The sequence below is a fragment of the Paenibacillus sp. FSL L8-0436 genome (genome assembly GCF_038593025.1).
In the GTDB taxonomy this organism is placed as follows: Bacteria; Bacillota; Bacilli; order Paenibacillales; family Paenibacillaceae; genus Paenibacillus_AQ.
On sequence record NZ_CP151955.1, the window covers coordinates 3,513,963 to 3,538,308 of the forward strand.

26 protein-coding genes, 1 pseudogene and 1 other annotated feature are annotated in these 24,346 nt (G+C 48.7%); of the genes and pseudogenes, 22 read left to right on the forward strand and 5 right to left on the reverse strand.

Annotation, left to right across the window (positions count from 1 at the left end):
• Window positions 1-7: 7 nt before the first annotated feature.
• Window positions 8-1,123, forward strand: coding sequence for a 5-methyltetrahydropteroyltriglutamate--homocysteine S-methyltransferase (locus NSS79_RS16215; protein WP_342440141.1), 1,116 nt, complete (start codon window positions 8-10; stop codon window positions 1,121-1,123).
• Window positions 1,124-1,194: 71 nt separating this feature from the next.
• On the opposite strand, the gene NSS79_RS16220 is transcribed toward NSS79_RS16215, so the two are convergent.
• The gene (locus NSS79_RS16220) at window positions 1,195-1,764 is read right to left on the reverse strand and encodes an ABC transporter permease (RefSeq protein ID WP_342440142.1); all 570 of its coding nucleotides are present in this window, start codon (window positions 1,762-1,764) and stop codon (window positions 1,195-1,197) included.
• Window positions 1,765-1,912: 148 nt separating this feature from the next.
• Window positions 1,913-2,899 carry an aminoglycoside phosphotransferase family protein gene (locus NSS79_RS16225; RefSeq protein WP_342440143.1) on the reverse strand — a complete coding sequence of 329 codons (987 nt, stop codon included), beginning with the start codon at window positions 2,897-2,899 and terminating at the stop codon, window positions 1,913-1,915.
• A 105-nt stretch (window positions 2,900-3,004) separates the two neighbouring features.
• Window positions 3,005-3,268 (forward strand) — a binding site (T-box leader).
• A 64-nt stretch (window positions 3,269-3,332) separates the two neighbouring features.
• Between NSS79_RS16225 and lysS the strand changes: the two genes are divergently transcribed.
• The 3 genes from lysS to NSS79_RS16240 all read left to right on the forward strand — a co-directional run bounded on the left by lysS (window position 3,333) and on the right by NSS79_RS16240 (window position 6,065).
• Window positions 3,333-4,889 carry a lysine--tRNA ligase gene (gene lysS, locus NSS79_RS16230; protein ID WP_342440144.1) on the forward strand — a complete coding sequence of 519 codons (1,557 nt, stop codon included), beginning with the start codon at window positions 3,333-3,335 and terminating at the stop codon, window positions 4,887-4,889.
• Window positions 4,890-4,980: 91 nt separating this feature from the next.
• Entirely contained in the window at window positions 4,981-5,700 is a 720-nt protein-coding gene (locus NSS79_RS16235; RefSeq protein WP_342440145.1) for a YebC/PmpR family DNA-binding transcriptional regulator, read from the forward strand.
• A gap of 185 nt (window positions 5,701-5,885) precedes the next feature.
• On the forward strand, window positions 5,886-6,065 hold the full coding sequence (locus NSS79_RS16240; RefSeq protein WP_038591548.1) for a hypothetical protein: 180 nt from the start codon (window positions 5,886-5,888) through the stop codon (window positions 6,063-6,065).
• Window positions 6,066-6,153: 88 nt separating this feature from the next.
• Here NSS79_RS16240 and NSS79_RS16245 read toward each other — a convergent pair.
• Window positions 6,154-6,633, reverse strand: a pseudogene (locus NSS79_RS16245) (YdeI/OmpD-associated family protein).
• 207 nt (window positions 6,634-6,840) lie between these two features.
• On the opposite strand from NSS79_RS16245, the gene NSS79_RS16250 reads away from it, so the two are divergent.
• From NSS79_RS16250 to NSS79_RS16310, 13 genes are all read left to right on the forward strand, one after another.
• Window positions 6,841-7,392 carry a hypothetical protein gene (locus NSS79_RS16250; RefSeq protein WP_342440146.1) on the forward strand — a complete coding sequence of 184 codons (552 nt, stop codon included), beginning with the start codon at window positions 6,841-6,843 and terminating at the stop codon, window positions 7,390-7,392.
• 425 nt (window positions 7,393-7,817) lie between these two features.
• A complete protein-coding gene (locus tag NSS79_RS16255) occupies window positions 7,818-8,258 on the forward strand; it encodes an NUDIX domain-containing protein (RefSeq protein WP_342440147.1) in 441 nt (146 codons plus the stop codon).
• A 14-nt stretch (window positions 8,259-8,272) separates the two neighbouring features.
• Window positions 8,273-8,428 (forward strand): hypothetical protein, encoded by a 156-nt coding sequence (locus NSS79_RS16260; RefSeq protein ID WP_342440148.1) that lies wholly within the window; start codon window positions 8,273-8,275, stop codon window positions 8,426-8,428.
• A gap of 96 nt (window positions 8,429-8,524) precedes the next feature.
• Window positions 8,525-8,824 carry a hypothetical protein gene (locus NSS79_RS16265; RefSeq protein WP_342440149.1) on the forward strand — a complete coding sequence of 100 codons (300 nt, stop codon included), beginning with the start codon at window positions 8,525-8,527 and terminating at the stop codon, window positions 8,822-8,824.
• A gap of 162 nt (window positions 8,825-8,986) precedes the next feature.
• Window positions 8,987-9,751, forward strand: a complete 765-nt coding sequence (locus NSS79_RS16270; RefSeq protein WP_342440150.1) for a TSUP family transporter — start codon at window positions 8,987-8,989, stop codon at window positions 9,749-9,751.
• Window positions 9,752-9,816: 65 nt separating this feature from the next.
• Entirely contained in the window at window positions 9,817-10,992 is a 1,176-nt protein-coding gene (locus NSS79_RS16275) for a DHHA1 domain-containing protein (protein WP_342440151.1), read from the forward strand.
• 276 nt (window positions 10,993-11,268) lie between these two features.
• Window positions 11,269-11,838 (forward strand): hypothetical protein, encoded by a 570-nt coding sequence (locus NSS79_RS16280; RefSeq protein WP_342440152.1) that lies wholly within the window; start codon window positions 11,269-11,271, stop codon window positions 11,836-11,838.
• A gap of 184 nt (window positions 11,839-12,022) precedes the next feature.
• Window positions 12,023-13,006 carry an aldo/keto reductase gene (locus NSS79_RS16285; RefSeq protein WP_342440153.1) on the forward strand — a complete coding sequence of 328 codons (984 nt, stop codon included), beginning with the start codon at window positions 12,023-12,025 and terminating at the stop codon, window positions 13,004-13,006.
• A gap of 9 nt (window positions 13,007-13,015) precedes the next feature.
• Window positions 13,016-14,980 (forward strand): translation factor GTPase family protein, encoded by a 1,965-nt coding sequence (locus tag NSS79_RS16290; protein ID WP_342440154.1) that lies wholly within the window; start codon window positions 13,016-13,018, stop codon window positions 14,978-14,980.
• Between the two features lie 103 nt (window positions 14,981-15,083).
• The gene (locus NSS79_RS16295) at window positions 15,084-15,485 is read left to right on the forward strand and encodes an NUDIX domain-containing protein (protein ID WP_342440155.1); all 402 of its coding nucleotides are present in this window, start codon (window positions 15,084-15,086) and stop codon (window positions 15,483-15,485) included.
• Between the two features lie 173 nt (window positions 15,486-15,658).
• Window positions 15,659-16,084, forward strand: coding sequence for a DMT family transporter (locus NSS79_RS16300; protein ID WP_342440156.1), 426 nt, complete (start codon window positions 15,659-15,661; stop codon window positions 16,082-16,084).
• 20 nt (window positions 16,085-16,104) lie between these two features.
• Window positions 16,105-16,803 carry a cyclic nucleotide-binding domain-containing protein gene (locus NSS79_RS16305; RefSeq protein WP_340898431.1) on the forward strand — a complete coding sequence of 233 codons (699 nt, stop codon included), beginning with the start codon at window positions 16,105-16,107 and terminating at the stop codon, window positions 16,801-16,803.
• Window positions 16,804-16,853: 50 nt separating this feature from the next.
• A complete protein-coding gene (locus NSS79_RS16310) occupies window positions 16,854-17,348 on the forward strand; it encodes a DMT family transporter (RefSeq protein ID WP_076109351.1) in 495 nt (164 codons plus the stop codon).
• 85 nt (window positions 17,349-17,433) lie between these two features.
• On the opposite strand, the gene NSS79_RS16315 is transcribed toward NSS79_RS16310, so the two are convergent.
• Together NSS79_RS16315 and NSS79_RS16320 are read right to left on the reverse strand one after the other, a co-directional pair.
• Entirely contained in the window at window positions 17,434-18,468 is a 1,035-nt protein-coding gene (locus NSS79_RS16315; protein ID WP_342440157.1) for an anthranilate phosphoribosyltransferase, read from the reverse strand.
• 12 nt (window positions 18,469-18,480) lie between these two features.
• Window positions 18,481-19,077 (reverse strand): ANTAR domain-containing protein, encoded by a 597-nt coding sequence (locus tag NSS79_RS16320; RefSeq protein ID WP_342440158.1) that lies wholly within the window; start codon window positions 19,075-19,077, stop codon window positions 18,481-18,483.
• A gap of 331 nt (window positions 19,078-19,408) precedes the next feature.
• Between NSS79_RS16320 and nirB the strand changes: the two genes are divergently transcribed.
• The 5 genes from nirB (at window position 19,409) to NSS79_RS16345 (ending at window position 24,288) form a co-directional block, all read left to right on the forward strand.
• Entirely contained in the window at window positions 19,409-21,838 is a 2,430-nt protein-coding gene (gene nirB / locus NSS79_RS16325; protein ID WP_342440159.1) for a nitrite reductase large subunit NirB, read from the forward strand.
• Window positions 21,839-21,857: 19 nt separating this feature from the next.
• Window positions 21,858-22,169 carry a nitrite reductase small subunit NirD gene (gene nirD, locus NSS79_RS16330; RefSeq protein ID WP_038599708.1) on the forward strand — a complete coding sequence of 104 codons (312 nt, stop codon included), beginning with the start codon at window positions 21,858-21,860 and terminating at the stop codon, window positions 22,167-22,169.
• Window positions 22,170-22,198: 29 nt separating this feature from the next.
• Window positions 22,199-23,071, forward strand: a complete 873-nt coding sequence (locus NSS79_RS16335; protein ID WP_342440160.1) for a formate/nitrite transporter family protein — start codon at window positions 22,199-22,201, stop codon at window positions 23,069-23,071.
• On the forward strand, window positions 23,068-23,835 hold the full coding sequence (gene cobA / locus NSS79_RS16340; RefSeq protein ID WP_342440161.1) for a uroporphyrinogen-III C-methyltransferase: 768 nt from the start codon (window positions 23,068-23,070) through the stop codon (window positions 23,833-23,835). The genes NSS79_RS16335 and cobA overlap by 4 nt, the downstream gene beginning before the upstream one ends.
• Window positions 23,836-23,967: 132 nt before the next feature.
• Window positions 23,968-24,288 carry an iron-sulfur cluster biosynthesis family protein gene (locus NSS79_RS16345; protein WP_342440162.1) on the forward strand — a complete coding sequence of 107 codons (321 nt, stop codon included), beginning with the start codon at window positions 23,968-23,970 and terminating at the stop codon, window positions 24,286-24,288.
• Window positions 24,289-24,346 lie beyond the last annotated feature (58 nt).

Below are 24,346 nucleotides of genomic sequence, written 5' to 3' on the forward strand. Positions count from 1 at the left end.
GGGACGTATGATCAGTCCAGTTATCGGCTCCAAAAGAAATGCTCCTCCCTTTCGTTACGACATCGTCGGCAGCTTCCTGCGTACAGATGAGATTAAGACCGGCCGCAATCTGTTTGAACAGGGTGAAATCACGGCAGAGCAGCTTTATGAGATAGAGAATCAAGAGATTTCCAAGCTGCTGGAGCAGGAAAAGGCGCTGGGACTTAAGGCGGTCACAGATGGTGAGTTCCGGCGTTCCTGGTGGCATCTTGATTTCTTCTTCGGAATCCAAGGCACACAGAAAATCAGCCTGAACCAAGGCGGCGGCTCGAAAGAAACTGCCCAGCGGGCGGAGAGCTTCAAGATTGTCGGTAAAATCGCCTTTACGGATCATCCCATGATCGGACAATTTATCAAGACGCAGCAGTTAGCCGGAGATACGCCGGTAAAAATGACGATTCCTTCTCCTGCCTTGTTTCATTTCGTGCAGGATTATAACGGGAATGGAATTTATCCGGAGCGTGAAATGCTGTACGCAGATATTATAGCAGTGTACCGGGCAGCGATTCAGGCTTTCTATGATGCAGGCTGCCGCTATCTGCAGCTGGACGATACGACTTGGGGAACGCTCTGCAGCGGCAAACACCGGGCGCATCTGCGCAGCCGGGGAATTGATCCGGACCAGCTGGCGCAGGACTATGTGCGGCTGATTAACGAGAGTATCTCTCTACGTCCGGCGGATATGTCGATTGCCCTGCATGTATGCCGGGGCAACTTCCGCTCCACCTGGTTCGCCGCAGGGGGATATGAGCCAATTGCCGAAGTGCTGTTTGCTCAGGCGGAGGTCGATGCTTTTTTCCTTGAATACGATAATGAACGGTCCGGTGATTTCGCGCCGCTGCGGTTTATCCGTGATCAATTTGTAGTACTGGGGCTGGTGACTACCAAACATGGAGGCCTTGAGAGTAAAGAGCAGCTTAAGCTCCGAATTGAAGAAGCCGCCCAATATGTGAATATTGAGCAGCTGTGTCTGAGTCCGCAATGCGGATTTGCTTCCACGGAGGAAGGCAATATGCTGACTGAGGAAGAGCAGTGGGATAAGCTGCGCCTGGTTATTGAAACCGCTAATGAAGTCTGGATCTGAACAGAATACGAGTTACCCACTAAGAGACCGCTCCTGAAATTAGGAGCGGTCTCTTAGTGCAGATTCGCGAGTCAGCAAGGAGACGGGAATCTGGCAGCTTCGAAAGAAGTGGTGACAACAATTGAAAATTGATCTATAAAGCCTGGAGTTGTGGTGGTGGCAAAGATTTCAACCCGATCGCCGCCGTTCAGTTTCAAGATCGTAGAAACACTTGTAGCGTTGCTTCTGTTTACATTGGTGCCGAAAAAATCGTTGTCTACCGGTGTATTAGGAGATTGAATACCATTCACCAGGATCACAAGTGCAATGACGTAATTGACAGTAGGGTTTATCGGATTGACGGCAATCAATGAACTGATGGAATAAACGCCTGAAGTTTTTGGAATAAACACGGAGTGGATGGGATCATATTCACCGCATAAATCGAATTGAACCACAGGAAAAGGAATTTTGGTAAGCTGATCTGCTTTAGTTATGCTGACAACGCTGTTAGGGGCACCGATTGCCCTAAAAGCCGATGGACGGATTGTGCTCCAGATATCCAGAGGTCTTATTCTTTTCGGTTCAACTCTTTTATGTTTTTGGATTTTTATGACCAGAGGTCTTCTTCTGAAATTTTTTTTGCGGATCGGCTTATACATGATATCCCTCCTAAGTGTAGGTGTTTACCTCATTCAACTTATATATATGGCACTTGCAGTTGATTGAAATGGGTAAATAACAGGGGATATCAGCACATTTTAGGTATCTGTCTTCATGCTGTAGGAAGGTTGTTCAGGATAAAACACATCAGCGGAAGGGTAGGACAGTGTTCGCAACCAACTGCTGAAGATCCCTTATCCGGTTGGGAGTTTCTCTTGAAGAATGATTCAACAGTTCACATAGGGCAATGAGATCCTCCAGCTTGGAGAGAAGCCGCCAGTTCTTATCCAGAACCGTACCGTGCTCCAGATAGGCTGCAATAAAATGCTTCTCAAAGACAGAATCAGCCGCTTCATAACGCAGGATGTTGCCAATATCAACGTATCTGTTCCAGGAAAAAGCGAACTCCCAATCCAGAACAGCTGACACAGAGCAGTCTGCAGCATCACGCTGCATCAGAATGTTCAATCCGTTAAAATCAGAATGGACGAGGACGGGTCTGGCATGGCTCCGGCTTTCCTTCAAAGCTACAAGATTTGACTGGCAGAAGGACCAAACTGCTTGTGTCAGCTTATCACCAAGCCAGCTCCCGCAAGGTTTATGGAAGAGGCTGTCCTCAACGAAGGCGAGAAAACCTTCGGCATCAGTATTGAACGGCTCGGAGATCCGCAGGTCTTTGCCGAAGAAACCAAACTCCGGGAATGTGTAATTATGTATGCCGTTTAGAACTCTGCCGGTTGAAGCTGCGGCTGATGCGACATCCAGAGCTGTTCCGGTTTTTAATACATCACGTAAGTGAATTCCTTGTTTCCATTCCTGCACAGCCCACGGCTGATTAAAAATGGTGCAGCTTGTATCAACATGAATAAAATTCGCTACAGGGACAGTCGGACTTATAAGTCCGGCAATGGCCAGCTCTTTGTAAGCGATCCTACCATCCTCACTGTACAGGCGAAGCACAAAGGGGTCAGCCATTCCCTCCACAGTGATCTTATAGTTGGAATTTCGAAATCCAGTAGACATTGCTTCAGCATAGGTTACTCGTTTCCCGGAGAATACAGGCTCGACAATCTCCTTAATTTGCTTAAGCTCCAGTGAAACAGGTTGCTCTGTCCGTTCCCAGCTCTCTTTCATCTCATCAGCCTCCTTGAAGCTATCGTAACATACCCATTCATCAAAAGGATGTTATTGACAGATGTACATGAACCGGGTTACTATGGCTTACAATAACTTACATCAACAACAGCAATGAAGAGAAGAGTAATTGGAACGTATTGTTCACAGAGAGCTCCAGCCTGGTGAAATGGAGCAGCGATGATTCCAACGAATAAAGTCTCCGAGCTTCATACGGAATTGAGCCGGTTGCTCAAGGATGGTATGACGGGATCTCCCGTTACAGAGATAGGGTATAAGCGTAATGGCCGTACCCGAAGAGGTGAGCAGGGTAACCTGTTCGCAAACAGAGGTGGTACCACGACGCTAATTATAGCTCTCGTCCTCAAGATGACAATCTTGCGGACGGGAGCTTTTTTGCTTTTCCCAACTAAAAAAGTAGAGGTGATTGGTTATGCATTGGGCAGAAAAAATAGCGAGTCAGTTAATTGAAATGCATCCTGAGCGGCAAGCCTTTGTGTGTGCTTCGGGGATCAGCCCGTCGGGTTCGGTACATATCGGGAATTTCCGGGAGATCGCGACGACTTATTTTGTAAGCAAAGCGCTCGAAAAAGCGGGTAAGGAAGTGAGGTTTATTTTTTCATGGGATGACTTCGACCGCTTCCGGAAGGTTCCTAATCATGTAGATCCCGGCTTTGAACGATATATTGGATTGCCCTATTCCAAGGTTCCGTGTCCTTATGGCTGCCATTCCTCCTATGCGGAGCATTTCGAGCAAGAATTTGAACAAGCGCTGATGGCATTTGGGATTACACCCGAGTTTATCTATCAAAGCAGGGAGTATCAGTCGCGCCGCTACAATCCGGCCATTCTTCAAGCGCTGCGCCGCAGAGGGGAGATTTACGATATTCTCATGTCATTTAAAACAGGGGAAGCCAGTGCAGAAGACAGAGCCGCTTTTTATCCAGTTCATGTATATTGTGAGCAATGTGGAAAGGACAGCACTACGGTTGTGGATTTTAACGATCAGGCAGAAACACTAACCTATACATGCACATGTGGTCAGCATAACACTGTCTCTGTTCCGGAGGCTGCTATAATCAAATTGCATTGGAAAATAGACTGGCCGATGCGCTGGGGAATGGAAGGGGTAGCATTCGAGCCCGGTGGACGCGATCATTCCTCTGAAACAGGCAGCTTCAACGTAGCCAGTGTGATTTCCGCACAAATCTTTGAGAATAAGCCGCCTTATTACGTGCCTTACGAATTCATCAGCATCAAAGGCAGCCACGCCAAAATGTCCAGCTCGTCGGGAAATCATTATACGCCTGCGGATCTTCTGAAAGTGTATACCCCGGAGAATCTATTGTTTCTGTTCGCGAAATATCAGCCGAATGCTGCTTTTCATATTGGGATGGATGAAGATGTACTCCGAAATTATGCCGAATTTGAGCGTTTTCGTGAAGCCTACCCGTCTCCAGCGCTCCCTGAAGAGATCAAAGCTGCTTTGGAGCTGTCCATGAACCATGTTGCAGAGGCCAAGGCTCCAAGCTTCAGTCAGGTCTCCGGTATTTTGCCGCTTGTGGACTTCGATTTCGAACTGCTAAAGGAGATAATGGCACGTAACGGTGGAGGGCATGACGAGGAACTGCTGCAACAAACCGCAAACCGTGCGGAGTTTTGGATCAGACAATGGGTTCCGCAGCGTATGATTACAGTGAATACTGAACCTGACATCGCCTATTATCAGACTTTAGAGCCCGGCGAACAGGAATGGATTAAAGATTTTTGCAGCTTACTGCGAAGCGAAGGAATGGATGAACAAGAGCTGATGACGGAAATTTACGCAATTTGTCACGATAAGGACAAAAAAATAATGAAAAACAATCAAAAACGTTTGTTTAAACTCATCTATCAATTCACTCTCAATCAACAGGAGGGACCGCGGATTCCCGTGTTAATTCAGGTGCTGGGAGCGGAACAAATACTGGCTTTGTTAGACTTTTCCTAGCAAATGGGCTGCCCTTTACGTGATCGTTCGATCAGAGGTATAATAGAAGTCGACTGTTTATAATTAATGTTGGAAAGTGAGCGGAAACTATATGGGTCGTAAATGGAATAATATTAAAGAAAAGAAAGCATCGAAGGATGCCAATACAAGTAAGGTCTACGCCAAGTTTGGGGTAGAAATTTATGTAGCCGCGAAGAAGGGCGAACCTGATCCGGAATCAAACCGGGCGTTGAAGGTTGTTCTGGAACGCGCCAAAACGTACAATGTGCCGAAAGCCATTATCGACCGTGCTTTGGAAAAAGCTAAAGGCAGCGGTGATGAGAATTATGTTGAACTTCGTTATGAAGGCTTCGGACCAAGCGGTTCAATGATCATTATTGATGCGCTCACGAATAACGTTAACCGTACAGCTCCCCTGGTGCGTTCCGCGTTCAGTAAGAATGGCGGCAACATGGGTGTCAGTGGTTCGGTAACGTATATGTTCGATCAAACAGCCGTTATCGGTCTGGAAGGTAAATCTGCCGATGAAGTGATGGAAATGCTGATTGAAGCGGACCTGGATGTTCGCGATGTACTGGAAGAGGACGAGGCTGTCATTGTATATGCCGCGCCTGACCAGTTCCATGCGGTACAGGAAGTGTTCCGCAATGCAGGCATAACCGATTTCACCGTGGCAGAACTAACCATGCTTCCACAGAATTATGTCGCGCTTGCCGAAGATACCGAGGCTCAATTTGAGAAGCTGATTGATGCTCTGGAAGAACTGGATGATGTACAGCAGGTATATCATAATGTAGATTCCGAAGAATAGCAGCACTGATTTCATCCGAAGACGGCCAGCAGATATTTTATCTGCATTGGCCGTTTTTTTATATGAGACAGCAATCTTTATGTGGGGTTATTTTGTTAGGAGGCGCTGGAAAGAATAATTTGGCTGTGGAAATGCCAAAATAAGCTGGAACACTAATAAGTATCCAACTTAAAGGAGGCAACACAGTGCCGCATGAAACAACGCCGGATAAAAACCTGATCAATACGGTAGAAGAACTGGAGAATGCACCCGTCAACAGCCAGGAAGCCCAGCAAAGGGAGCAGAAAAAACTCGACAACCGCAAAGAGTCGCTCCGGGATGATAGGACGACTTATAAGAAAAATGAACAAAACACGTATAAGTGATCCTTCCACTTGAGTAGCTCCAAGAAAAGTGGCAGAAGATATTCTGCCGCTTTTTTTGTCATTTATACACCATTTGATCTAGCGCATCCTAATAATCCAGAAGGCGTCCATTATCATGCCATTGACCGTACATTTTATTTTCTTTAGTGTTTGTTATAAATTTGTCTAATCTACTCTTAAATAATTCGGGTTGCTTAATATTGCATTGTATCGTGTCGATCCGTACTCGTTGATAAAGAGCTGGAAATGCCAAAAAATTCTCATACACTTGCCTTTCCTCTTTAAGCCTTTGCTCAATAACCCTATCTATTTTAAAAGAATCGTGGTCCATATCAGGAAGTACCTTTCTTCCTTCATCAGTCATTAACCCCAACTTTTCGAGGCGTTTGACTCCATCGATCCAGCCAAAACACAAAGATTCTTCGACCGCGTCCAAGTATAGTAACGTAATTGGGCTTGGCGTCATACTCACGACGACCCAACATTATTTTTCAGTCTTAGCATTTTCCTGCAGCCAACCCCTCAACGCTTCTCTCGATAATGCTGTAATTAGATTTTCAATTTCCATAGATGAAAAATATTCTCCTTTCCTGGTATTCATACCTCTCCATCATAGCAAATGATACATAATCTTACTGCCTTCAGGGCTTCGGTAAAAGACGCACATCATTCCATGTAATTACATTTTATTAGTAACATTTGTAACTGACTTGATGGACAAAAATTGATAAATATAGATTGTAAGCGTTTTTATAACATGACTGGGGGAATGGTTGTGAAAAAGGTAACAAAGTTATTGCTGGTAGCCAGTATTTCATTGGCAGTTGTAGGAGTAGGCAATAGCAATGTGCTGAATGATGTATCATCAGCCGCCAGTGCACCGCTCAAGGTAGGCCGGGTAGAAGCGGCAGCACATGGCACAAAATGCTTCACCGTAGCTGTTGCCGTTGTTCAAAACGGTGTAATCGTGGCTGCCTCGCTGGATGATTATCAATTCCTGAGCACAGATGTGGCCAAGGGAGTCCCTAACTCCGATGCCGATTTCGGACAAAATTATAAAGACCCTGCAATGGTTCTGGCCTCCAAGAAGGCCAATAACAAATATTACAGTGATCATATGAAGGAAGAAGCCAAATCCACCGTTGCTTATGACAAAAACTTAGCTGCTGTTGAGAAATTTGCGACCGGCAAGACGATTAAATCGCTTGAAGCTACGCTAACTAAGAAGAGCAAAGAAGAAATGGTGGATGCCGTCAGCGGGGCTACGCTGGTGGATACCAAGGGTTACTTAACGGCTATTCTGAACGCAGCCAAAGCTGCCAAATAAACATTCGCTTCGATAGATGAATACTAGACTCCTTCACGGCTGCTGCTGTGAAGGAGTTTTTGTTTCTAGGTAAAGTTGAACTAAAGAACTACCTAGAGGCTAAAGCAGCGGAGGGGAATTTTGGAACTGTAGGAGCGAAAGCGTCCGCCTTTAGGTTTGGATTTCTACCGCGATTCCCGGTTAATTTCAGGAAATCCAAACCTAACAGCGGCCGGAAGTCCAAACATTCACCGCAGTTGCGTTCTATGCCGGCTCATTAAATCTAAAGTTCAACTTATATAGAACACCACCCTTATCAACTGCCAAGCCGCAGCTAAGTTATAGATGAAGTAGATAAGTGGAATTATTTATGCTATATTTTTCACATGGATTTTAACAAACGTACGTTCCTATAATATAACTAAAGAGAGAAGGTGCACCTCAGAATGTCTGAATTCCGCCTCTTAAGTGTTGTGCATGTCTTTATGATTAGAAATCAGCAGCTGCTGCTTCTCAGGCGCTTCAATACGGGACATGATGATGGATATTACGCGCTCCCTGCGGGACGTCTGGAACGTGGTGAAGGGGTAATGGCCGCCGCAATTCGTGAGGTTCAGGAAGAATGCGGCGCTGTAATTGCTCCCGGGGATTTAGAAATGACCGGAGTAATGCATATTAAAACTTCCCATGACGAACGGGTTGATTTTTTCTTTATCGCCAAGCAGTGGTCAGGTGAAATAAGCAACGCTGAACCCCACAAATGTGATGATCTTCGCTGGTTTCCATTAGACCGGCTGCCTGCTAATCTTCTGCCTGTTGCCGGTCAGGCGCTGGACCAATACAGGCAGGGAGTGTGGTTTTCGGAACATGGGTGGAACCAGCAATGAGAGAGGAGTAAATTATGCTGACTATGATAAAGGGGCCTTATTTGCAGTGGCCGACCGAAGAGTCTATGACCTTCATGTGGGAAACCTCTAAGCCTGCAACATCCAGAGTGGAAGTGATGAGGGCGGAACGAATACATAGCGGTTATCAAGGAAACTACAAGCAGCCGTAACAGATCCTTGCCAGTTTTCACTATTCTCCTTATGTTTCCGGCGGGTATCAGGTTGAAGCACTGCGGGCGCTTTGTCCATTGCTGGAGCAGCATAGTGTGGATCTTGTACTCAGTTCCCATACGATTGTGTATGAAAGAAGTTATCTGCTGCGCTCCGGCAAGCTGGATTTCAAGGACGGGATCCTATATGTCGTAGCTGGGAAAGCCGGTGCAATGCCAGAGTGGCTGCTGCCCAAGCGGGAATGGTTCACTTCACAATCGCTGGCAGTGCCGCATTTTCTGCAAGTAGCAGTAACTCCACGACAATTAGAAATTCGCGCAATCGATCATCAAGGAGCGTTATTCGATAAATTGAGTATTTTCAAGGATACGGATGGAGAGAAGAAGTTTATCTGAGGCTGACAAAGGTATGCGGAGCTAAGGAAATAAGCAGTAGACTCATTAGGTAGCTGAAGTTAGCAGGGAAATAAATCTATGGTGCGCTCATCCAAAATTGTGTATGCTGGAATTTGTTTGGAGGGAAGTTTCTGAAATACATAGCAGGAGGATTTGCGCAGTATGGAGCATGCAAGCCTAAGTATGATAGCTATTCTGGTCATTTGCGGATTTCTGGCCGGACTGATTGATTCTGTAGTTGGAGGCGGAGGGCTGATTGCAATTCCGGCACTGCTGTCTGCGGGTATCCCATTACCCTTACTGCTCGGGAGCAATAAATTAGCCGGGACGTTGTGCTCCTTCACAAGTACCGCCTCTTTTATGCGTTCGGGGAAGATCAACTTTCAACTGGTTAAAGTACTTATTCCTTTTTCCATTATTGGTGCAGTGGCAGGTTCACTTACAGTCAGGCAGGTGCCCTCGGAGTTTCTGAAGCCGCTGGTTATTGTCATGCTGGTTGTGATCACAATTTATACGTTGTTCAAAAAAGCTTGGGGAGATGTATCCACATTCGCCGGCAGCAGCAAAAAATCACGTCTAATCGGTATTGGAGTCGCTCTGCTTATCGGCTTCTATGACGGATTTTTTGGTCCGGGAACCGGTTCCTTTCTGATCTTTGCCTTCCTGATGATGGGGTTCGAGTTCGTGACAGCGGCAGGAAATGCTAAAGTGCTCAATTTCGCCAGCAATATTTCAAGCTTATTGACCTTTGTAGCGTTAGGCTCGGTCAGTTATTCCTACGGACTGATTATGGGAATCCCGATGGTGATCGGGGCCATTGTCGGGTCCAGAATTGCCATCCGCAAAGGTGCCGCATATATCCGTCCGTTATTTATTGCGGTGACGGTCATCTTGATCAGCAAGCAAATCTGGGATACGATGCATTAACAAGAAGAAATGTCGGAGACAGTTTTTCGGTACAACCGGAGACGGAAATGGAGTGGGACATAGTTATGACTAATAAGCTTTACTACGAATCTGCCTATTTGAAGGAATGGCAAACCAAAATCAGCCGTGTGGTTGAGAAAGAAGATGGCTTGTATTTAGCTTTGGAAGAAACGGCCTTTTATCCTCACGGTGGAGGGCAGCCCTGTGATACGGGGTTTATCGATGAACTTCCAGTCCTTGATGTTATTCTGGAGGACGATGAAGTACTGCACAAGGTAGAACGTTTGCCTGCAAACAACCAGCTCAGCTGCCGGATTGATTGGGACAAGCGGTTCGACCATATGCAGCAGCACAGTGGCCAACACCTGCTCTCAGCCATATTCCTCGATCTCTGCCAGGCCATGACATTAAGCTTTCACCTTGGCAGTGAATATGCCTCGATCGACATTGAACTGCCGGAGCTGGCTCCCGCTCAGCTGGCACTTGTAGAACGGGAGGTCAACCGGCACATATACCTGAATCACAGCATAACAAGCTATTTCGTTAATGAAGCAGAATTGGCACGTCTGCCTCTTGTGAAGCAGCCCAAAGTGACGGAGAACATCCGGATTGTCGAAATTGATAGTATAGAATATAACGCCTGCGGAGGGACGCATGTCTCTTCTACAGGAGCCATCGGCATGATCAAGCTGCTGAAAGCAGAGAAGCAGAAGGGCAATATCCGAATTACTTTCAAATGCGGAACCCGCGCACTGGAAGAATTTAATGAGAGTCTGCAAATTCTCAGCGTACTGTCCGCCAAATACAATACGGGCAAGGATGAAATCATTGACCGGATTGAGAAGTGGGAGCAGGAGCATAAGGACCAGCAGCTGGAGCTCACGGCATTGAAGGACCAGAATGACAGCTTCACCGCCCGGGAGCTGTTGTCAGCCCTGGAACCGGACAGTCATGTGATCTCACAGATCTTCGAGCAAAGATCTTTCAAGGATTTGCAGAGCCTGGCCCTTAAGCTGACTGCACTAACCGAGCTTCCGGTCTTGCTGCTCTCAGCAGCGGAGAATAAAGTGGTGCTGGCCCACAGCGGCAGCTCCGAAAATTCCTGTGGAGCCTTCTTCAAAGCTAGCCTGGCAGAATTCCAGGGTAAAGGCGGGGGCAGTGATAAGATGGCACAGGCCGGTTTTCCGGGATGGGAGAATGCACTTGCCTTTTATGAATTTGCCAAAAAAGAATTTATCTAGACGAGATCCCCTGATGCCATAGGTTCACGAAGCCGTACTTCGGATCAATGAAACAGAGGTGTTTCTCAAAAGTAAAGTATCTTTATAAAAAATGGCCGTACCGCTAAAAAAGCGAATACGGCCATTTGGCGTTGAGGGTTGCTTGTTTTGCAATTAATATTTTCCCAGCCACTTAAGGATTATTTAATAACTGCCCCTTTATAATCGCAATAGAGCTTGTATAATCTAAAATGTATTTCTGTTTATGTTTCCATGTCGGACTTCAGGAGAATTGTAATGAAAGAGCTGAACTACGAAGAGTATGAAATACTCGAATCTTTGTTTAACCAGAAAAAGCAGCATATTCCGGCGTTATCTGTGCTGCGGGGGAGTTATCCGGGGCGGGTATTTGCAGATGTAATGGAGAGGCCGAGCCTTGCAATAGTGTGGGCGACCGGCAGATGGATGTATGCCGCAGGCGACATCAACCCGGAGCAGAATAAAGAGGCAGTGAAGCTGTTTTTGCAGGATGTGGTAATTCCCGATTGCAAAGCTCAGAACCGCAGCTGGTTTGAAATTTATACGGACGATTCCAGGGAGTGGGAGAAGTTGTTTCTGGGCGGAATGGACAAATTGAACAAATGGAACGTGGATAAACATCTCGAGTCAGTGTATGTGTTCCATCCTGAGCAATTTAATCGGAGACAAAATGATGCAAAACCGGATATAACCAATAACCTGCGGATCGAATTCTCTGAGTATCCTGTTTTGCCTGATGCTTATCATCACCTGTCTTATGTGTGCAACTGCTTTAATCGACTATTATCTGACAAGAGGGATGGTTCCGCTTTGGGAAACTACACATGACAACCACCCTTCTCACAGACTAGCTTCTAAACTGGGGTTTGCCCCTGTTGAGCAATACCCGGTATTTTCTTTTGTGAGGGAGTAAGGTGCTACTTGTGTCTTGCACAGCGGACCGTTCATAATAGAAATGGATGGTTTGCTGTGCAAGTGTCGTTAACAATCTAATATTCCGGGAGGATCTCATATGAATTACCGTAAGCTTGGAAATACAGGACTATCGATCAGCGAAGTCAGCTTTGGCACTTGGGCCATTGGCGGCGACTGGGGAACAAGCCGGGATGAGGACGGATTGAAGGGGCTGGCGCTGGCTATTGAGCAAGGCGTGAATTTCTTTGACACCGCTGATGTCTACGGTTCCGGACATGCCGAAGAGCTGCTTGCCAAAGCCACCAAAGGCAAAGAAGATCAAATACAAATTGCCACGAAATTTTGCCGTGCCGGTGACATTCATGATCCTGAGAATTATTCAGCACGGAGAGTAAGTGAATACGCGGAACAAAGCCTGCGCCGCCTACAGCGTGAAGCGATTGACCTGTATCAGATTCATTGTCCGCCAATTGAGATTTTGCGTGAGGGTAGTGTATTTGCCGTTCTGGATCAATTAAAAGCCGAGGGGAAAATCCGCCATTACGGAGTCAGCGTGGAAACGATTGAAGAGGGACTTCTATGTCTCGAGTATCCTGGCGTGCAAGCGCTTCAGATTATCTTCAATCTGTTCCGCCAGCAGCCCGCACTGGAACTGCTGCCGCGTGCCGAAGCGCAAGGTGCGGGAATCCTGGTGCGTCTGCCGCTTGCCAGCGGCCTGCTCACAGGGAAGTTCAAGGAGGACAGCACCTTCCAGCCTGACGATCACCGCAGCTTCAATGCCAACGGTGAGCAGTTTAATGTGGGTGAGACTTTTGCAGGTCTGCCTTTTGTCAAAGGTGTAGAGCTGGCCCGTAAGCTGGATTGGATCAGCGAAGGCCGGGGGAACATGGCAAGAGCAGCGATGCGCTGGATTCTGGATCATCCTGCCGTCAGCTGCATCATTCCAGGATTTAAGAATGAAGCGCAGGTAGCCGACAATCTCGCTTCACGCGAAGTCCGATCCTTTACGGCAGAAGAGATGCAGCGGTTAAGCCATTTTTACAGCAACGATGTCGCTCTGCACATCCGTGGGGGTGTATAAGCCGACTCTATGACAAGGAACACAACCATCGGTCTGCTTGCCCATGTTGATGCCGGGAAAACGACCTTCGCCGAGCAGCTGCTCTATCATACGGAGGCCATCCGCAGCCGGGGCAGAGTGGATCATAAAGATACGTTTTTAGATACGCATGAAATTGAAAAAGCGCGTGGAATCACGGTATTTGCCGACCAGGCGGAATTTAGCATCGGAGATTCGCGCTACTTTCTGCTGGACACCCCCGGGCATGTCGATTTCTCGCCGGAGATGGAGCGTGCGCTGCAGATTCTGGACTACGCGGTGGTCATTGTAAGTGCTGTTGAAGGTGTGGAAGGACACACAGAGACCGTCTGGCAGCTGCTGCGCCAGCATGGAATTCCGACCTTTTTCTTCATCAATAAAACCGACCGTGCGGGCGCTGACCCGCAGCGTGTATTGAATGAAATCTGTCTACAGCTCAGCAGGGATGCTTTCATGCTGCCGGAACTTCGGGAAACCGGAGTAGACGAAGAGCTCAAGTCATTTATGGCTGAACGCGATGAGCGGCTATTCGAGGCTTATCTGGACGGAAGCCAAAGTGATTCTTCCTGGCGTGAAGCGCTCATTGCTTTAGTCCTTCGCGGCAAAATCTTTCCGTGTATGTCTGGCTCTGCCTTGCTGGACGAGGGTATCGACAGCTTTCTCCGCAACCTGGAATCTTTGGTACATACTGAATATGATTACCAGCAGCCTTTTTCAGGAAGAGTATATAAGATCCGCCATGATGAAAAGGGAACACGGATCACCTACATTAAAGCTTTACAAGGCGTACTTAAATCAAGAGAGGAACTGGCTTACGGTCCGCCTCAGGAACGGATAGCGGAACGGATTACCGGTATCCGCAAAATTTACGGGGCTAAGACAACAGCAGCGGAATGGGGCGCTGCGGGAGAGCTGTTTGCGGTCACGGGATTAACATCCGCTAAGCCTGGAGAAGGCGTCGGGTTGTTGCAGGATCACCTCAGCAGCGGGCTTGTCCCGACATTGAAATCAAAGGTGCGGTTTGAACCACCTGTGCACCTTAAGGAAGTGCATACTGCCTTCCAGCAGCTGGGTGCGGAAGACCCGTCGCTGAATGTGAGCTGGGATGAGGAATTGCAGGAACTGCATATTCAGGTGATGGGGCAAATTCAGTTGGAGATTCTGGAGCAGATTATGCGCGAACGCTTCAGTATCCCGGTGACATTTGGCGATCCGGAGATTCTGTATATGGAGACGATCCAGAACACAGTCTACGGTTGCGGCCATTTTGAACCGCTCGGCCATTACGCCGAGGTGCATCTGAAGCTTGAACCCGGCGCGCGCGGCAGCGGTATCTCTGTTCAGAATGAGTGCCACCCCGACGATTTAGCTGCCGGCTACCAGCACCAGATTGAGCAATATTTGCTGGAAAGCCGGCATCGTGGCCTGCTTACCGGCTCACCGCTGACGGATCTGCGTATCACCTTGCTAAGTGGAAGAGCGCATAATAAGCACACCCACGGCGGGGATTTCCGGGAAGCCGCATTCCGGGCTTTGCGTCAAGGACTGGAGCAGGCGGAGAATATTTTGCTGGAGCCGGTGTATGCGCTCAAGATCAGGATAAATATCGATCATGTGGGCAAAGTAATGGCGGATATCCAGCAGGCTAGCGGGAGCTTTGCCGCACCCGAGATGACGGATCAAGTGGCAGTCGTCACGGGCACGGTGCCTGTCGTCACCTTTATGAACTATTCCGTCAGACTGGCCTCAATGACGCAGGGCAAAGGCTCATTGTCGCTAAGGGTTGCCGGTTATCAGAATTGCCATGAACCGGAAATCGTTATCCTAAATAAACAATACAATAAAAATGCCGATCCGGCTTACACCTCTATTTCGATTTTTTGCGCGAAAGGGCAAGCTTTCTCCGTTCCTTGGGATGAAGCGGAGGAACATATGCATGTGAAGCGGCAATGGTAAGCACCCTCTGGCAGATTGCAACGAGGACATATGTCCTTTCCGTAGCAACGAATTTCGCTTTTAATTAAAAAGAGCAAAGGCCAAGATTTTGAGGGGGATTTACATGACAGTAACGATAGACAAGATCGCTTGGATTCACATCGTGGAAGGTAAAGTGTTGGCTGCCCGTTCCCACGGAAAGGATACCTATTATTTTCCCGGCGGGAAACGGGAATCGGGTGAAACTGACAATGAGACGTTAATCCGGGAGATCGAAGAGGAATTAACGGTCCGGCTTGTGCCGGACAGTATCCGGTCTTTTGGCACTTATGAAGCAGCAGCCCATGGCAAAGAGGAAGGCGTGCTTGTCCAAATGACCTGTCTCACCGCAGATTACACAGGGCAGCTTGCTCCGGCAGCGGAAATTGCAGAATTGGCATGGCTTAGCTATAAAGACAGGGAACATGTTTCCGCTGTCAGCCAGATTATTTTTGACCAATTACATGAAATGAAGCTACTCTTCTAATATTTGCTTTTCCAGGCCCGTTTCAGCCAATGCCATGGCTTGAAACGGGCTTTCGATTTATTGTCCAGTCTCCTACAAATCAACTCTTTTCTCCACTTAGGACATATGTCCTTCACGGATAACGCCAGATGTCATTTAATTAAAGCAGAGATCACATAGAGGAGAGAGAAGCAATGAGAGGAATTATTTTTGCATTCTTGGCCGGGGCCTGCATTACGCTGCAAGGGGTAGCCAACGCCCGCATCAGCCAGGATATAGGCACGTGGCAGGCAGCAACGATCACCCAATTAACGGGCTTTATTATGGCTTTTATCATCCTGCTGTTCGTTAGAGACGGGAAGAAACAAGGCTTCAAGCGGGTCAAACCCTTGTATTTAACAGGAGGTGCATTCGCCGCTTTTGTTATTTTTAGCGAAGTGACCGCAATTCAGAATATCGGTGTTACCTTTACCATATCGGCATTACTGATTGCGCAGCTGCTCCTTACATTTCTGATAGATAGTAACGGATGGTTTGGTGTGGCGAAGCAGAAGATGCGGCTGCCGCAATTTATCGGAATTGGCATGATGATCTTGGGTGTAGTCATTCTTAAGTTCTAGCCTTGGAGGGAAAGCCGGCCATGAAGGAAATTCAAGATCAAGGTCTGCTGCAGACCTATTTGCAGAAACATCAGCTGGAGCAGATTCTCATTGAACCGTTGAGGGCGCATCTGTCGCTGTACAGCTTTGCGCAGGGGGAAACGATTTGCTTCAAAGGAGATCCTTCCGAGTCGCTGTACGTGCTGGTTAAAGGCAAACTCAAGATTTATACGACGACGGCCGAGGGCAAGACGCTGATTATTTCCTTCAAAACACCGCTTGAGTTAATTGGGGATGTTGAATACATCCAGGGAACAGAATTGCTGAACACGGTTGAAGCCGTATCGCCGGTTCATATGATTTGCATACCGTACAGGTGGCTGAAAAAATACGGGCAGAACCATCCGCCCTTGCTGCAATTTTTGCTGGAGATTATTACTCAGAAATTCTACAGAAAATCCGATTTCCTCAGCTTGAACCTGATGCACCCCGTTGAGGTACGCTTGGCGAGTTATCTTTTATCCATTACGTATGATGAATCCGATCCTCAATTTACGGGGCAGTTAAGCACGATTAATCTGGTGGATACGGCGAATTTTATTAGCACCAGCTACAGGCATTTGAACAGGGTAATCCAGAAGTTCTGCCAGCAGGGGCTGACCGAGCGCAGCAAAGGCTACATTCTGGTGAAGGACCGGGAAGGGCTTAGCAGGCTGGCGCACCGTAATATTTACGAGTAAACCACACCATACTGATGAACATAAAGAAGATAAAAAAGGAGTAATAGATAATGATACTGGGACTACTACTGGCCATGTTTGCCGGGGCGCTTGTGAGCCTGCAGAACATATTCAACAGCAAAGTAAATGAACATACGGGATCATGGTCCACAACAACATTGGTACTGGGGATGGGCTTTATTGCTTCACTGGTAATGGGGCTGATCGTGGAAGGCAAAAATATGTTTACTCTTCAGCATATGCAGCCCTGGTACTGGATCAGCGGAATGATCGGTGTCGGTGTGGTCATCTGTCTGGTGCAGGCCACCAGGCTGCTTGGAGCGACATATGCGATTTCGATTGTACTGACGTCTCAGCTCGGCTTCGCCCTGTTGTGGGATTCACTGGGCTGGCTTGGTCTGGCCAAGGTTCCGTTCACATTGAATCAGCTCATAGGTGTTCTGGTGATTGTAGGCGGGATTCTGGTCTTCAAATTAGGAGGGGACCGCGAGCGGCAAAAGTCTGCCGAACCCCGCAAGCAGCGGCAAGCATTGCATACCGATTAATAGCAGTTTTCTTAGGCTTAGGTCTGTTTTGCAGCAAAAAGCGCGCACCGTATGCTTACGGTTGCGCGCTTTTTTTGTAACAGCTCTAGTGGAGAGCTTTACTGCCGAGCAGCGCGTTTTTCCACTTGCTGTAGACAGTCCAGGCGGCTCCATTGTCCAATAAATGCTTGCAAGTATACACGCCTTCTTCTATGGAATTGACCTTTCCGGCCACGTGAAGCCGGGCTGCGCCGTTCAACAGCGTTTGGTTGTAGAAGGCCATATGCCCGCCTCCCTGAAGCACTGCTTCAGCTGTCAGCAGCTGCCGCTGGGGAGTCCAGTCCATCTCAGGCACAACGGTTTCAAGTCCCAGGGCATCAGGATCAATGATATCCAGCTGCGCTGTGCCGTTCGCTATGGAGTATACACGGTTCGGGCGGTCGATATAGAGATCCTCGGAGCCTTCCACCCCTTGAACAACCAGCCCCTTTTGATAGCCGAGCTTCACAATCAGCCTGGAAATCCGGTCGAATACAGTATTGTGATAGATCCCGAATACGATGTAAGGAGAACAAGAAAAGTCGATCAATTTCTCGGCTGTATTCAGGATCGTTCTCATACCTATGTCTTCCCGGAGGCTGCGGATGGCCCCAAGCGGAGGACACCACTGCTCAGCCTTGGCGAAGAGGACGCCGCTTTCTTCTGCAGCTTCGATCGCGTCTGTCCGGGACAGCCTGGCAATCTCAATACCGGAGGCTTGAATAATGTCCTGCAACGTACCCCCCCACTTGGGCGGCAAGGAACGGGAACCATGCAGTGTGACCGGCACTCCCGCAGCAGAGAGCAAGAAGGCGGTAGGGAAGGTGGCGACAAAAGAATTCGTTCTGCCGTCATAAGGCCCGGCACAATCGAGGCCCTGCTGAACCGGCTCCCGGTGGGCAACCTTGCGGCAGACCGTTACGAAAGCTTCCAGCTCCTCGATGCTCTCCAGCTTGATGCGCTCCGCAATTAGAAAGGCGCCAATCTGCACGGGAGAGGCTGTCTGGCCCAGAATGGATTCCGCAGCATAATAAGCTTCATCATAGCTTAAATCCCGGGCACCCCGTTTGCCTCTGGCAACTTCTTTTAGAATATTGATCATATGGGATTCTCCTTAAGTTTGATCCTGCAGCAGCTGATATACTTTAACAATCGACGTGGCGACATCAACCATACGCTTGCGTTCATTCATCGCCTGCTTGCGAAGAAGGTCATAGGCTTCGGATTCACTGATGTTCTTCGCTTTGGAGAGGATGCCTTTAGCCATATCAATCCATTTGCGCTCTTCGATCCGGGACAGCAGCTGTTCCCGCTCCTTCAGCCATTGATGGCGTTCGAAGCACTGCTTGGCGCTGAAATGAAGAATCCAGTGAATCTCCTGCGGGTGCATAAAGGGGGATAATATCCCGTCGACCCTAATATTGTCTTCACAGGCCGAGACAGATAATGTCGCGGTCAGGGAAGTGCACCACCAGACCATTGGTGCAATTTTGTGCTGGATCAGCGGGGTGCTCCATTCATTGATTTCGGTGATAGGCAGATGAAGAATGGAGGCATCAGCATCGCTGATCAGGGTCAAGGCCTGTTCCGGAGTATCAGCTACCTCGACCACATAACCGCAGGAGCGAAGAATGACGTCCGGGCTCCGGGACGAGAGCGCTTCTGTATCGTTCTCTGTTGTACCATTATGAATGACGAGCAGGGAATGCATAGTTTGACGCTCCTTTTACATCGTAATGATCGACGTCATAGATCTGCTATTGAACGTACTATATAAGTTATAATGTTATATTATATAACACATATTGAGCGGTGTTGTCGATAAATTAAATATATAAAAATTTATATGTCATAATTGTTGACGTAATACGAATTCATGTAGTATAGTCATTTTAACAAATTCAACAAATCTACGAATACAACGATGTATTCGGTCGAAGCGGCAATGGCGCCTGCTCTCACATCTGTTACCTGGAAACGTAAGTTTCCGGCCGGAGTGAAGCGGGCTATTTCTGTTGTCTACATGGAGAGGAGAGAGACATATGTCAGCAATACGCAAAAAACTGATACTGGTCGGAAACGGGATGGCGGGGGTACGGGCGATCGAACATTTGCTCAAATTGGCTCCTGAGGCTTACGAGATTACGATTTTTGGTTCCGAGCCGCATCCGAACTATAACCGGATTATGTTATCTTCTGTCCTCGCAGGCGGAGCCAGCATGGATGAGATTATTATCAATGATCTTGAATGGTACCGCAGTTTCAATATTACGCTGTATACGGGCCACACTGTCACTTCCATAGATACTGTGGAGCGTAAAGTATATACGGATAAAGGGATTGAAGCCCGCTATGATGAGCTGATTCTGGCCACCGGCTCTAACCCGTTCATGTTGCCGCTGCCCGGAGCAGAGAAGGAAGGAGTCATCGCATTCCGCGATATTAAGGACACCCGGATTATGCAGGAAACTTCGCAAAAGTATAAAAAAGCGCTGGTCATCGGCGGAGGACTGCTTGGTCTGGAGGCGGCAAGAGGACTGCTGCACCTGGGGATGGAGGTTTCGGTTGTACACATCCATGATTATATTATGGAACGCCAACTGGATGAAGCGGCTTCGGTGATGCTCCGCAAAGAGCTGGAAGAACAGGGGATGAAGTTCCTGCTGAAGAAGCAGTCAGAGGCAATTCTCGGTAAAAAAAGAGTTAAAGGGCTGCTGTTCACAGACGGTGAAGTGGCCGAAACCGATCTGATCGTGATGGCAGTCGGCATCAAGCCGAATATTGAGCTGGCACGCAAGAGCTCTATAAAGATTAACCGCGGCATCATTGTGAATGATTATCTGGAAACCAATATTCCGGGAATCTATGCAGTCGGAGAATGTGCAGAGCACCGGGGTATTGCTTACGGACTCGTAGCTCCGTTATATGAGCAGGGGGCTGTGCTCGCCAAGAGACTGGCGGGGGTTCCGACCGAAGGCTACACAGGCTCCATTACCTCGACCAAGCTGAAAGTATCAGGGGTCGATGTATTCTCTGCAGGGCAGTTCACGGAGCAGCCTGGGTCAAGAGCTTTGCGCTATCAGGATGAGATTGACGGAGTCTACAAAAAGCTAGTCATTCAGGACGACAAGCTGATCGGTGCCGTATTGTTCGGCGATACGAATGACGGGGCACAGCTATTCTCCATGATTAAGAAAGGCGAGAATATTAAGGGGAAGGAAAAAGAACTGCTGCTTGGGATTTCCGGCGATGCACTTGCCCCGCCCAAAGGAAACCGGCTGGAGGGCATGGCTGATGACGAGATCATCTGCGGCTGCAACGGTGTGTCCAAAGGGGCGATAGCCGAGGCTATTCAATCCGGGGGCTGCACCAGCGTAGGCCAGATCAAAGCCTGCACGAAAGCTTCCGCCTCTTGCGGCGGCTGCAAACCGCTGGTAGAGGGACTGCTGCAGCTCTATGCCGGTGATCATGTGGTCACGGTCAAGGAAGGCATCTGCGGCTGCACTACGCTTGGACGGGACGAAATTGTCGCCGAGATCAAGCGGATAGAACTGAAGACAGTCAAGGAAGTCATAAATGTACTGGATTGGAGTAATGAAGAGGGCTGCGCCAAATGCCGTCCTTCATTGAATTACTATCTGGGGATGCTCTGGCCTGAAGAATATGTGGATGAGAAGGAATCCCGGTACACGAATGAACGCTACCATGCCAATATCCAGAAAGATGGCACGTACTCGGTGGTGCCGCGAATTTACGGAGGTGTGACCTCACCGGCTGAGCTGATCAAGATTGCAGAGGTTGCCGCGAAGTTCGAGGTTCCATTGGTGAAGTTCACTGGCGGGCAAAGACTTGATTTGCTCGGCGTCAAGAAGGAGGATCTGCCGAAAATGTGGGAAGAGCTGGATATGGCTTCCGGGCATGCCTACGGCAAGACACTCCGGACGGTCAAAACCTGTGTCGGCTCCACCTACTGCCGGTTCGGTACGCAAGATGCCCTTGGTATGGGCATTCGCTTAGAGAAAGCTTTCGAACGGCTGAATACGCCGGGTAAGGTGAAGCTTGCGGTCTCCGGATGTCCACGAAACTGTGCAGAAGCGACGATTAAGGATTTCGGCGTTGTCGCCATTGATGGCGGCTGGGAGCTGCATATCGGGGGCAACGGCGGTGTGCATGTACGGGCAACAGATCTCCTCTGTGTAGTGAAGACCGATGATGAAGTGCTGGAATGGGCTAGTGCATTTCTGCAATATTACCGGGAGAATGCCGGCTGGAATGAGCGGACAGCCCAGTGGGTCGAACGTGTAGGTCTGGACAGCATTAAGCAGGCCTTAGAGCTTAAGGAAGAACGGCTGGCGCTGCAGGAAAGAATTCAGAAGACGCTCAGTCTCACCACCGATCCGTGGAAACAAATTGTTAATGAGCCGGAGCTGCGCAAAAATTTCGAAGAACTCTCACAACCCGAGACGGTATAAGGAGGCCACTGCTATGACTATGACCAAAATGCTTGTTGGCAATTTGACGGATATCGACATCAGAGGCTCGCGCAAGTTCAAGGTGGGAGACAAGGAGATAGCCTTGTTCCGTCTCTCCGGTGGTGAGGTGCTGGCTGTTGAGAATAAATGCCCGCACAAAGGCGGCGTTTTATCGGAAGGTATGGTCTGCGGTTCAAAGGTGCATTGTCCGCTCCACGACTGGCGGATTGACCTTCATAGCGGTGCCGTGCAGGCACCCGATTCCGGTCATGTGACAACCTATGAGGTGGAGGTAGACCACAGCAGCGGGCACATCTATCTGACCATCTAGTACAAATAATGATTACAGGGGGGATAATCATGGATTATGTGAAGCCTAGTGAAGTGTTGTCCGCAATGATCGAAGCCGGCAAGGCCAAGGCGGAGCTGAGCATCATGCAGCTTATTGTACGCGGCAGCCTCGGCGGAGCGATACTGGCGTGTGCGACTACCTTAGCTTTTACAGCAACAGCCCAAACCAAGATACCTATGATCGGAGCACTTTTATTCCCTGTCGGCTTTGTAATGATTATTCTGCTTGGACTGGAGCTCGTTACCGGCAGCTTTGCTTTGATTCCGCTGGCGGTGCTGGAGAAAAAGACGTCTACAAGCCGGATGCTGAACAATTTCTTCTGGGTAATTATCGGTCACTTAATCGGCTGTGCAGTATATGCAGCCTTATATGGCCTCACTATTACAAAAATGGGGACCGATATGTCAAATCCGCTAATTCAGACGTTGATCACAACAAGTGAAGGCAAAACAACAGCCTATAAGAGTATGGGGGCAGAGGGGATGACGCTCGCCTTTATCAAGGCGATGCTCTGCAACTGGATGGTTACGCTCGGGGCAGTGATGGCAATGACCTCTAAATCCACAGCCGGAAAAATACTGGCGATGTGGCTGCCGATCCTAACGTTCTTCGGTCAAGGCTTTGAGCACACGGTGGTCAATATGTTCGTGATTCCTGCCGGAATGCTGCTGGGGGCAAAAGTCAGCTTTGGAGACTGGTGGATCTGGAACGGTATCCCCGTTCTGCTCGGGAATTTTCTCGGCGGGGTGCTGTTTACGGGCCTGCTGTTCTATCTTTCGCAAAAAAGCTTTAAGTCCGGAGCTTCTTCCGCTGCGGATCAGCCGTCCGGACGGGGAGATGCTGTTATCTCAAGCACGGCAGCATTGGAGAAAAGCCTATGAAACAGGGAAGCATAAGTATTGTTGGAGCAGGACCGGGGGACCCGGAGCTGATTACAGTCAAGGCGCTGCGGCGCATTCAGACTGCGGATGTTATTCTCTATGACCGGCTGGTGAATGAAGAATTGCTCGCTTATGGCAGGAAGGAGGCGCTGCGCATCTATTGCGGCAAAGCGCCGGGCCAGCATTCCATGCCGCAGGATGGCATTGAAAGGCTGATGATTAAACATGCTTCCGCCGGCAGCCATGTCGTCCGCTTAAAGGGCGGTGATCCCTTCGTCTTCGGACGGGGCGGGGAAGAAGCGCTTGCCTCTGCTGCCGCGGGAATTCCCTACGAGGTCATTCCCGGCATTACTTCGGCCATCGGTGCAGCGGCTTCCGCTGGAATTCCTTTGACTCATCGCGGCCTCGCCGCTTCATTTGCCATCGTAACCGGCAGCCGCTGCCACGATCATGCTGCTCCTGTCCGCTGGGATGCGCTTGCTCACAGCGTGGATACCCTTGTCATTTACATGGGGGTGAGCCAATTGAGCGGGATCCGTGAACAGCTGCTGAAGCATGGGAAGGATGCTGCAACTCCTGTAGCGCTGATCGAGAATGGGACTACAGCCCGTGAGCGGACGGTGACCGGTACGCTTGGCAACATCGACAAGCTGGCCACGGTTATGAAGATCAGCAATCCGGCACTTATTATCATCGGTGAAGCGGTGAAAGTGAGGGAACAGCTGCTGGCTCTGGAGAATGCCGCGCGTTCGCAAATTGGGTAATCGCACGGATTATAATTTTTAGGAACTGTCAAGATGTAAGTGAGTGCAGTCACAGGCTCCGGTTGAATATAAAATCTATACTTATTCCATAATCTATTTAAGAGCAACCTGCTCTAAAGGAGAGTGGAGGATATGCAAATTCAACTGGATCCCTTAACTTCCGGACGACTTGAAGAAAGTCTTAATGATAAACCCGGATCCTTCAAATTGTTCTATGACACGGAAGATTGCGGCTGCAACGGTGTTTTGGTTTTGTTGATCGTAAATGAACCTAATACAACGGATATCGTCTTCCAGCAGCAACCGTTCGTCTTTCTCTGCGACCGCCAGCAGGAATCATTATTTGATGAAGTGATGACTCTGGAGGCCGACGAACATTATCCATCCTACAAGCTGACAAGCGATTCCACTTTGTTCGGAAGTAATATCAGAGTCAGAGATGCACGGCTATAAATTTGTCAGAAGACAAGATCATAGTCCTTTAAGAATCCGCGCTCTGCGCGGTTTTTTC

Bases quoted from the DNA above. Each gene is read 5' to 3' on its own strand.
- NSS79_RS16215 (WP_342440141.1), top strand. From the start codon at position 8: ATGATCAGTCCAGTTATCGGCTCCAAAAGAAATGCTCCTCCCTTTCGT.
- NSS79_RS16220 (WP_342440142.1), bottom strand. From the start codon at position 1,764: ATGTATAAGCCGATCCGCAAAAAAAATTTCAGAAGAAGACCTCTGGTC.
- NSS79_RS16225 (WP_342440143.1), bottom strand. From the start codon at position 2,899: ATGAAAGAGAGCTGGGAACGGACAGAGCAACCTGTTTCACTGGAGCTT.
- lysS (WP_342440144.1), top strand. From the start codon at position 3,333: ATGCATTGGGCAGAAAAAATAGCGAGTCAGTTAATTGAAATGCATCCT.
- NSS79_RS16235 (WP_342440145.1), top strand. From the start codon at position 4,981: ATGGGTCGTAAATGGAATAATATTAAAGAAAAGAAAGCATCGAAGGAT.
- NSS79_RS16255 (WP_342440147.1), top strand. From the start codon at position 7,818: ATGTCTGAATTCCGCCTCTTAAGTGTTGTGCATGTCTTTATGATTAGA.
- NSS79_RS16260 (WP_342440148.1), top strand. From the start codon at position 8,273: ATGCTGACTATGATAAAGGGGCCTTATTTGCAGTGGCCGACCGAAGAG.
- NSS79_RS16270 (WP_342440150.1), top strand. From the start codon at position 8,987: ATGGAGCATGCAAGCCTAAGTATGATAGCTATTCTGGTCATTTGCGGA.
- NSS79_RS16275 (WP_342440151.1), top strand. From the start codon at position 9,817: ATGACTAATAAGCTTTACTACGAATCTGCCTATTTGAAGGAATGGCAA.
- NSS79_RS16280 (WP_342440152.1), top strand. From the start codon at position 11,269: ATGAAAGAGCTGAACTACGAAGAGTATGAAATACTCGAATCTTTGTTT.
- NSS79_RS16285 (WP_342440153.1), top strand. From the start codon at position 12,023: ATGAATTACCGTAAGCTTGGAAATACAGGACTATCGATCAGCGAAGTC.
- NSS79_RS16290 (WP_342440154.1), top strand. From the start codon at position 13,016: ATGACAAGGAACACAACCATCGGTCTGCTTGCCCATGTTGATGCCGGG.
- NSS79_RS16295 (WP_342440155.1), top strand. From the start codon at position 15,084: ATGACAGTAACGATAGACAAGATCGCTTGGATTCACATCGTGGAAGGT.
- NSS79_RS16300 (WP_342440156.1), top strand. From the start codon at position 15,659: ATGAGAGGAATTATTTTTGCATTCTTGGCCGGGGCCTGCATTACGCTG.
- NSS79_RS16305 (WP_340898431.1), top strand. From the start codon at position 16,105: ATGAAGGAAATTCAAGATCAAGGTCTGCTGCAGACCTATTTGCAGAAA.
- NSS79_RS16310 (WP_076109351.1), top strand. From the start codon at position 16,854: ATGATACTGGGACTACTACTGGCCATGTTTGCCGGGGCGCTTGTGAGC.
- NSS79_RS16315 (WP_342440157.1), bottom strand. From the start codon at position 18,468: ATGATCAATATTCTAAAAGAAGTTGCCAGAGGCAAACGGGGTGCCCGG.
- NSS79_RS16320 (WP_342440158.1), bottom strand. From the start codon at position 19,077: ATGCATTCCCTGCTCGTCATTCATAATGGTACAACAGAGAACGATACA.
- nirB (WP_342440159.1), top strand. From the start codon at position 19,409: ATGTCAGCAATACGCAAAAAACTGATACTGGTCGGAAACGGGATGGCG.
- nirD (WP_038599708.1), top strand. From the start codon at position 21,858: ATGACCAAAATGCTTGTTGGCAATTTGACGGATATCGACATCAGAGGC.
- NSS79_RS16335 (WP_342440160.1), top strand. From the start codon at position 22,199: ATGGATTATGTGAAGCCTAGTGAAGTGTTGTCCGCAATGATCGAAGCC.
- cobA (WP_342440161.1), top strand. From the start codon at position 23,068: ATGAAACAGGGAAGCATAAGTATTGTTGGAGCAGGACCGGGGGACCCG.
- NSS79_RS16345 (WP_342440162.1), top strand. From the start codon at position 23,968: ATGCAAATTCAACTGGATCCCTTAACTTCCGGACGACTTGAAGAAAGT.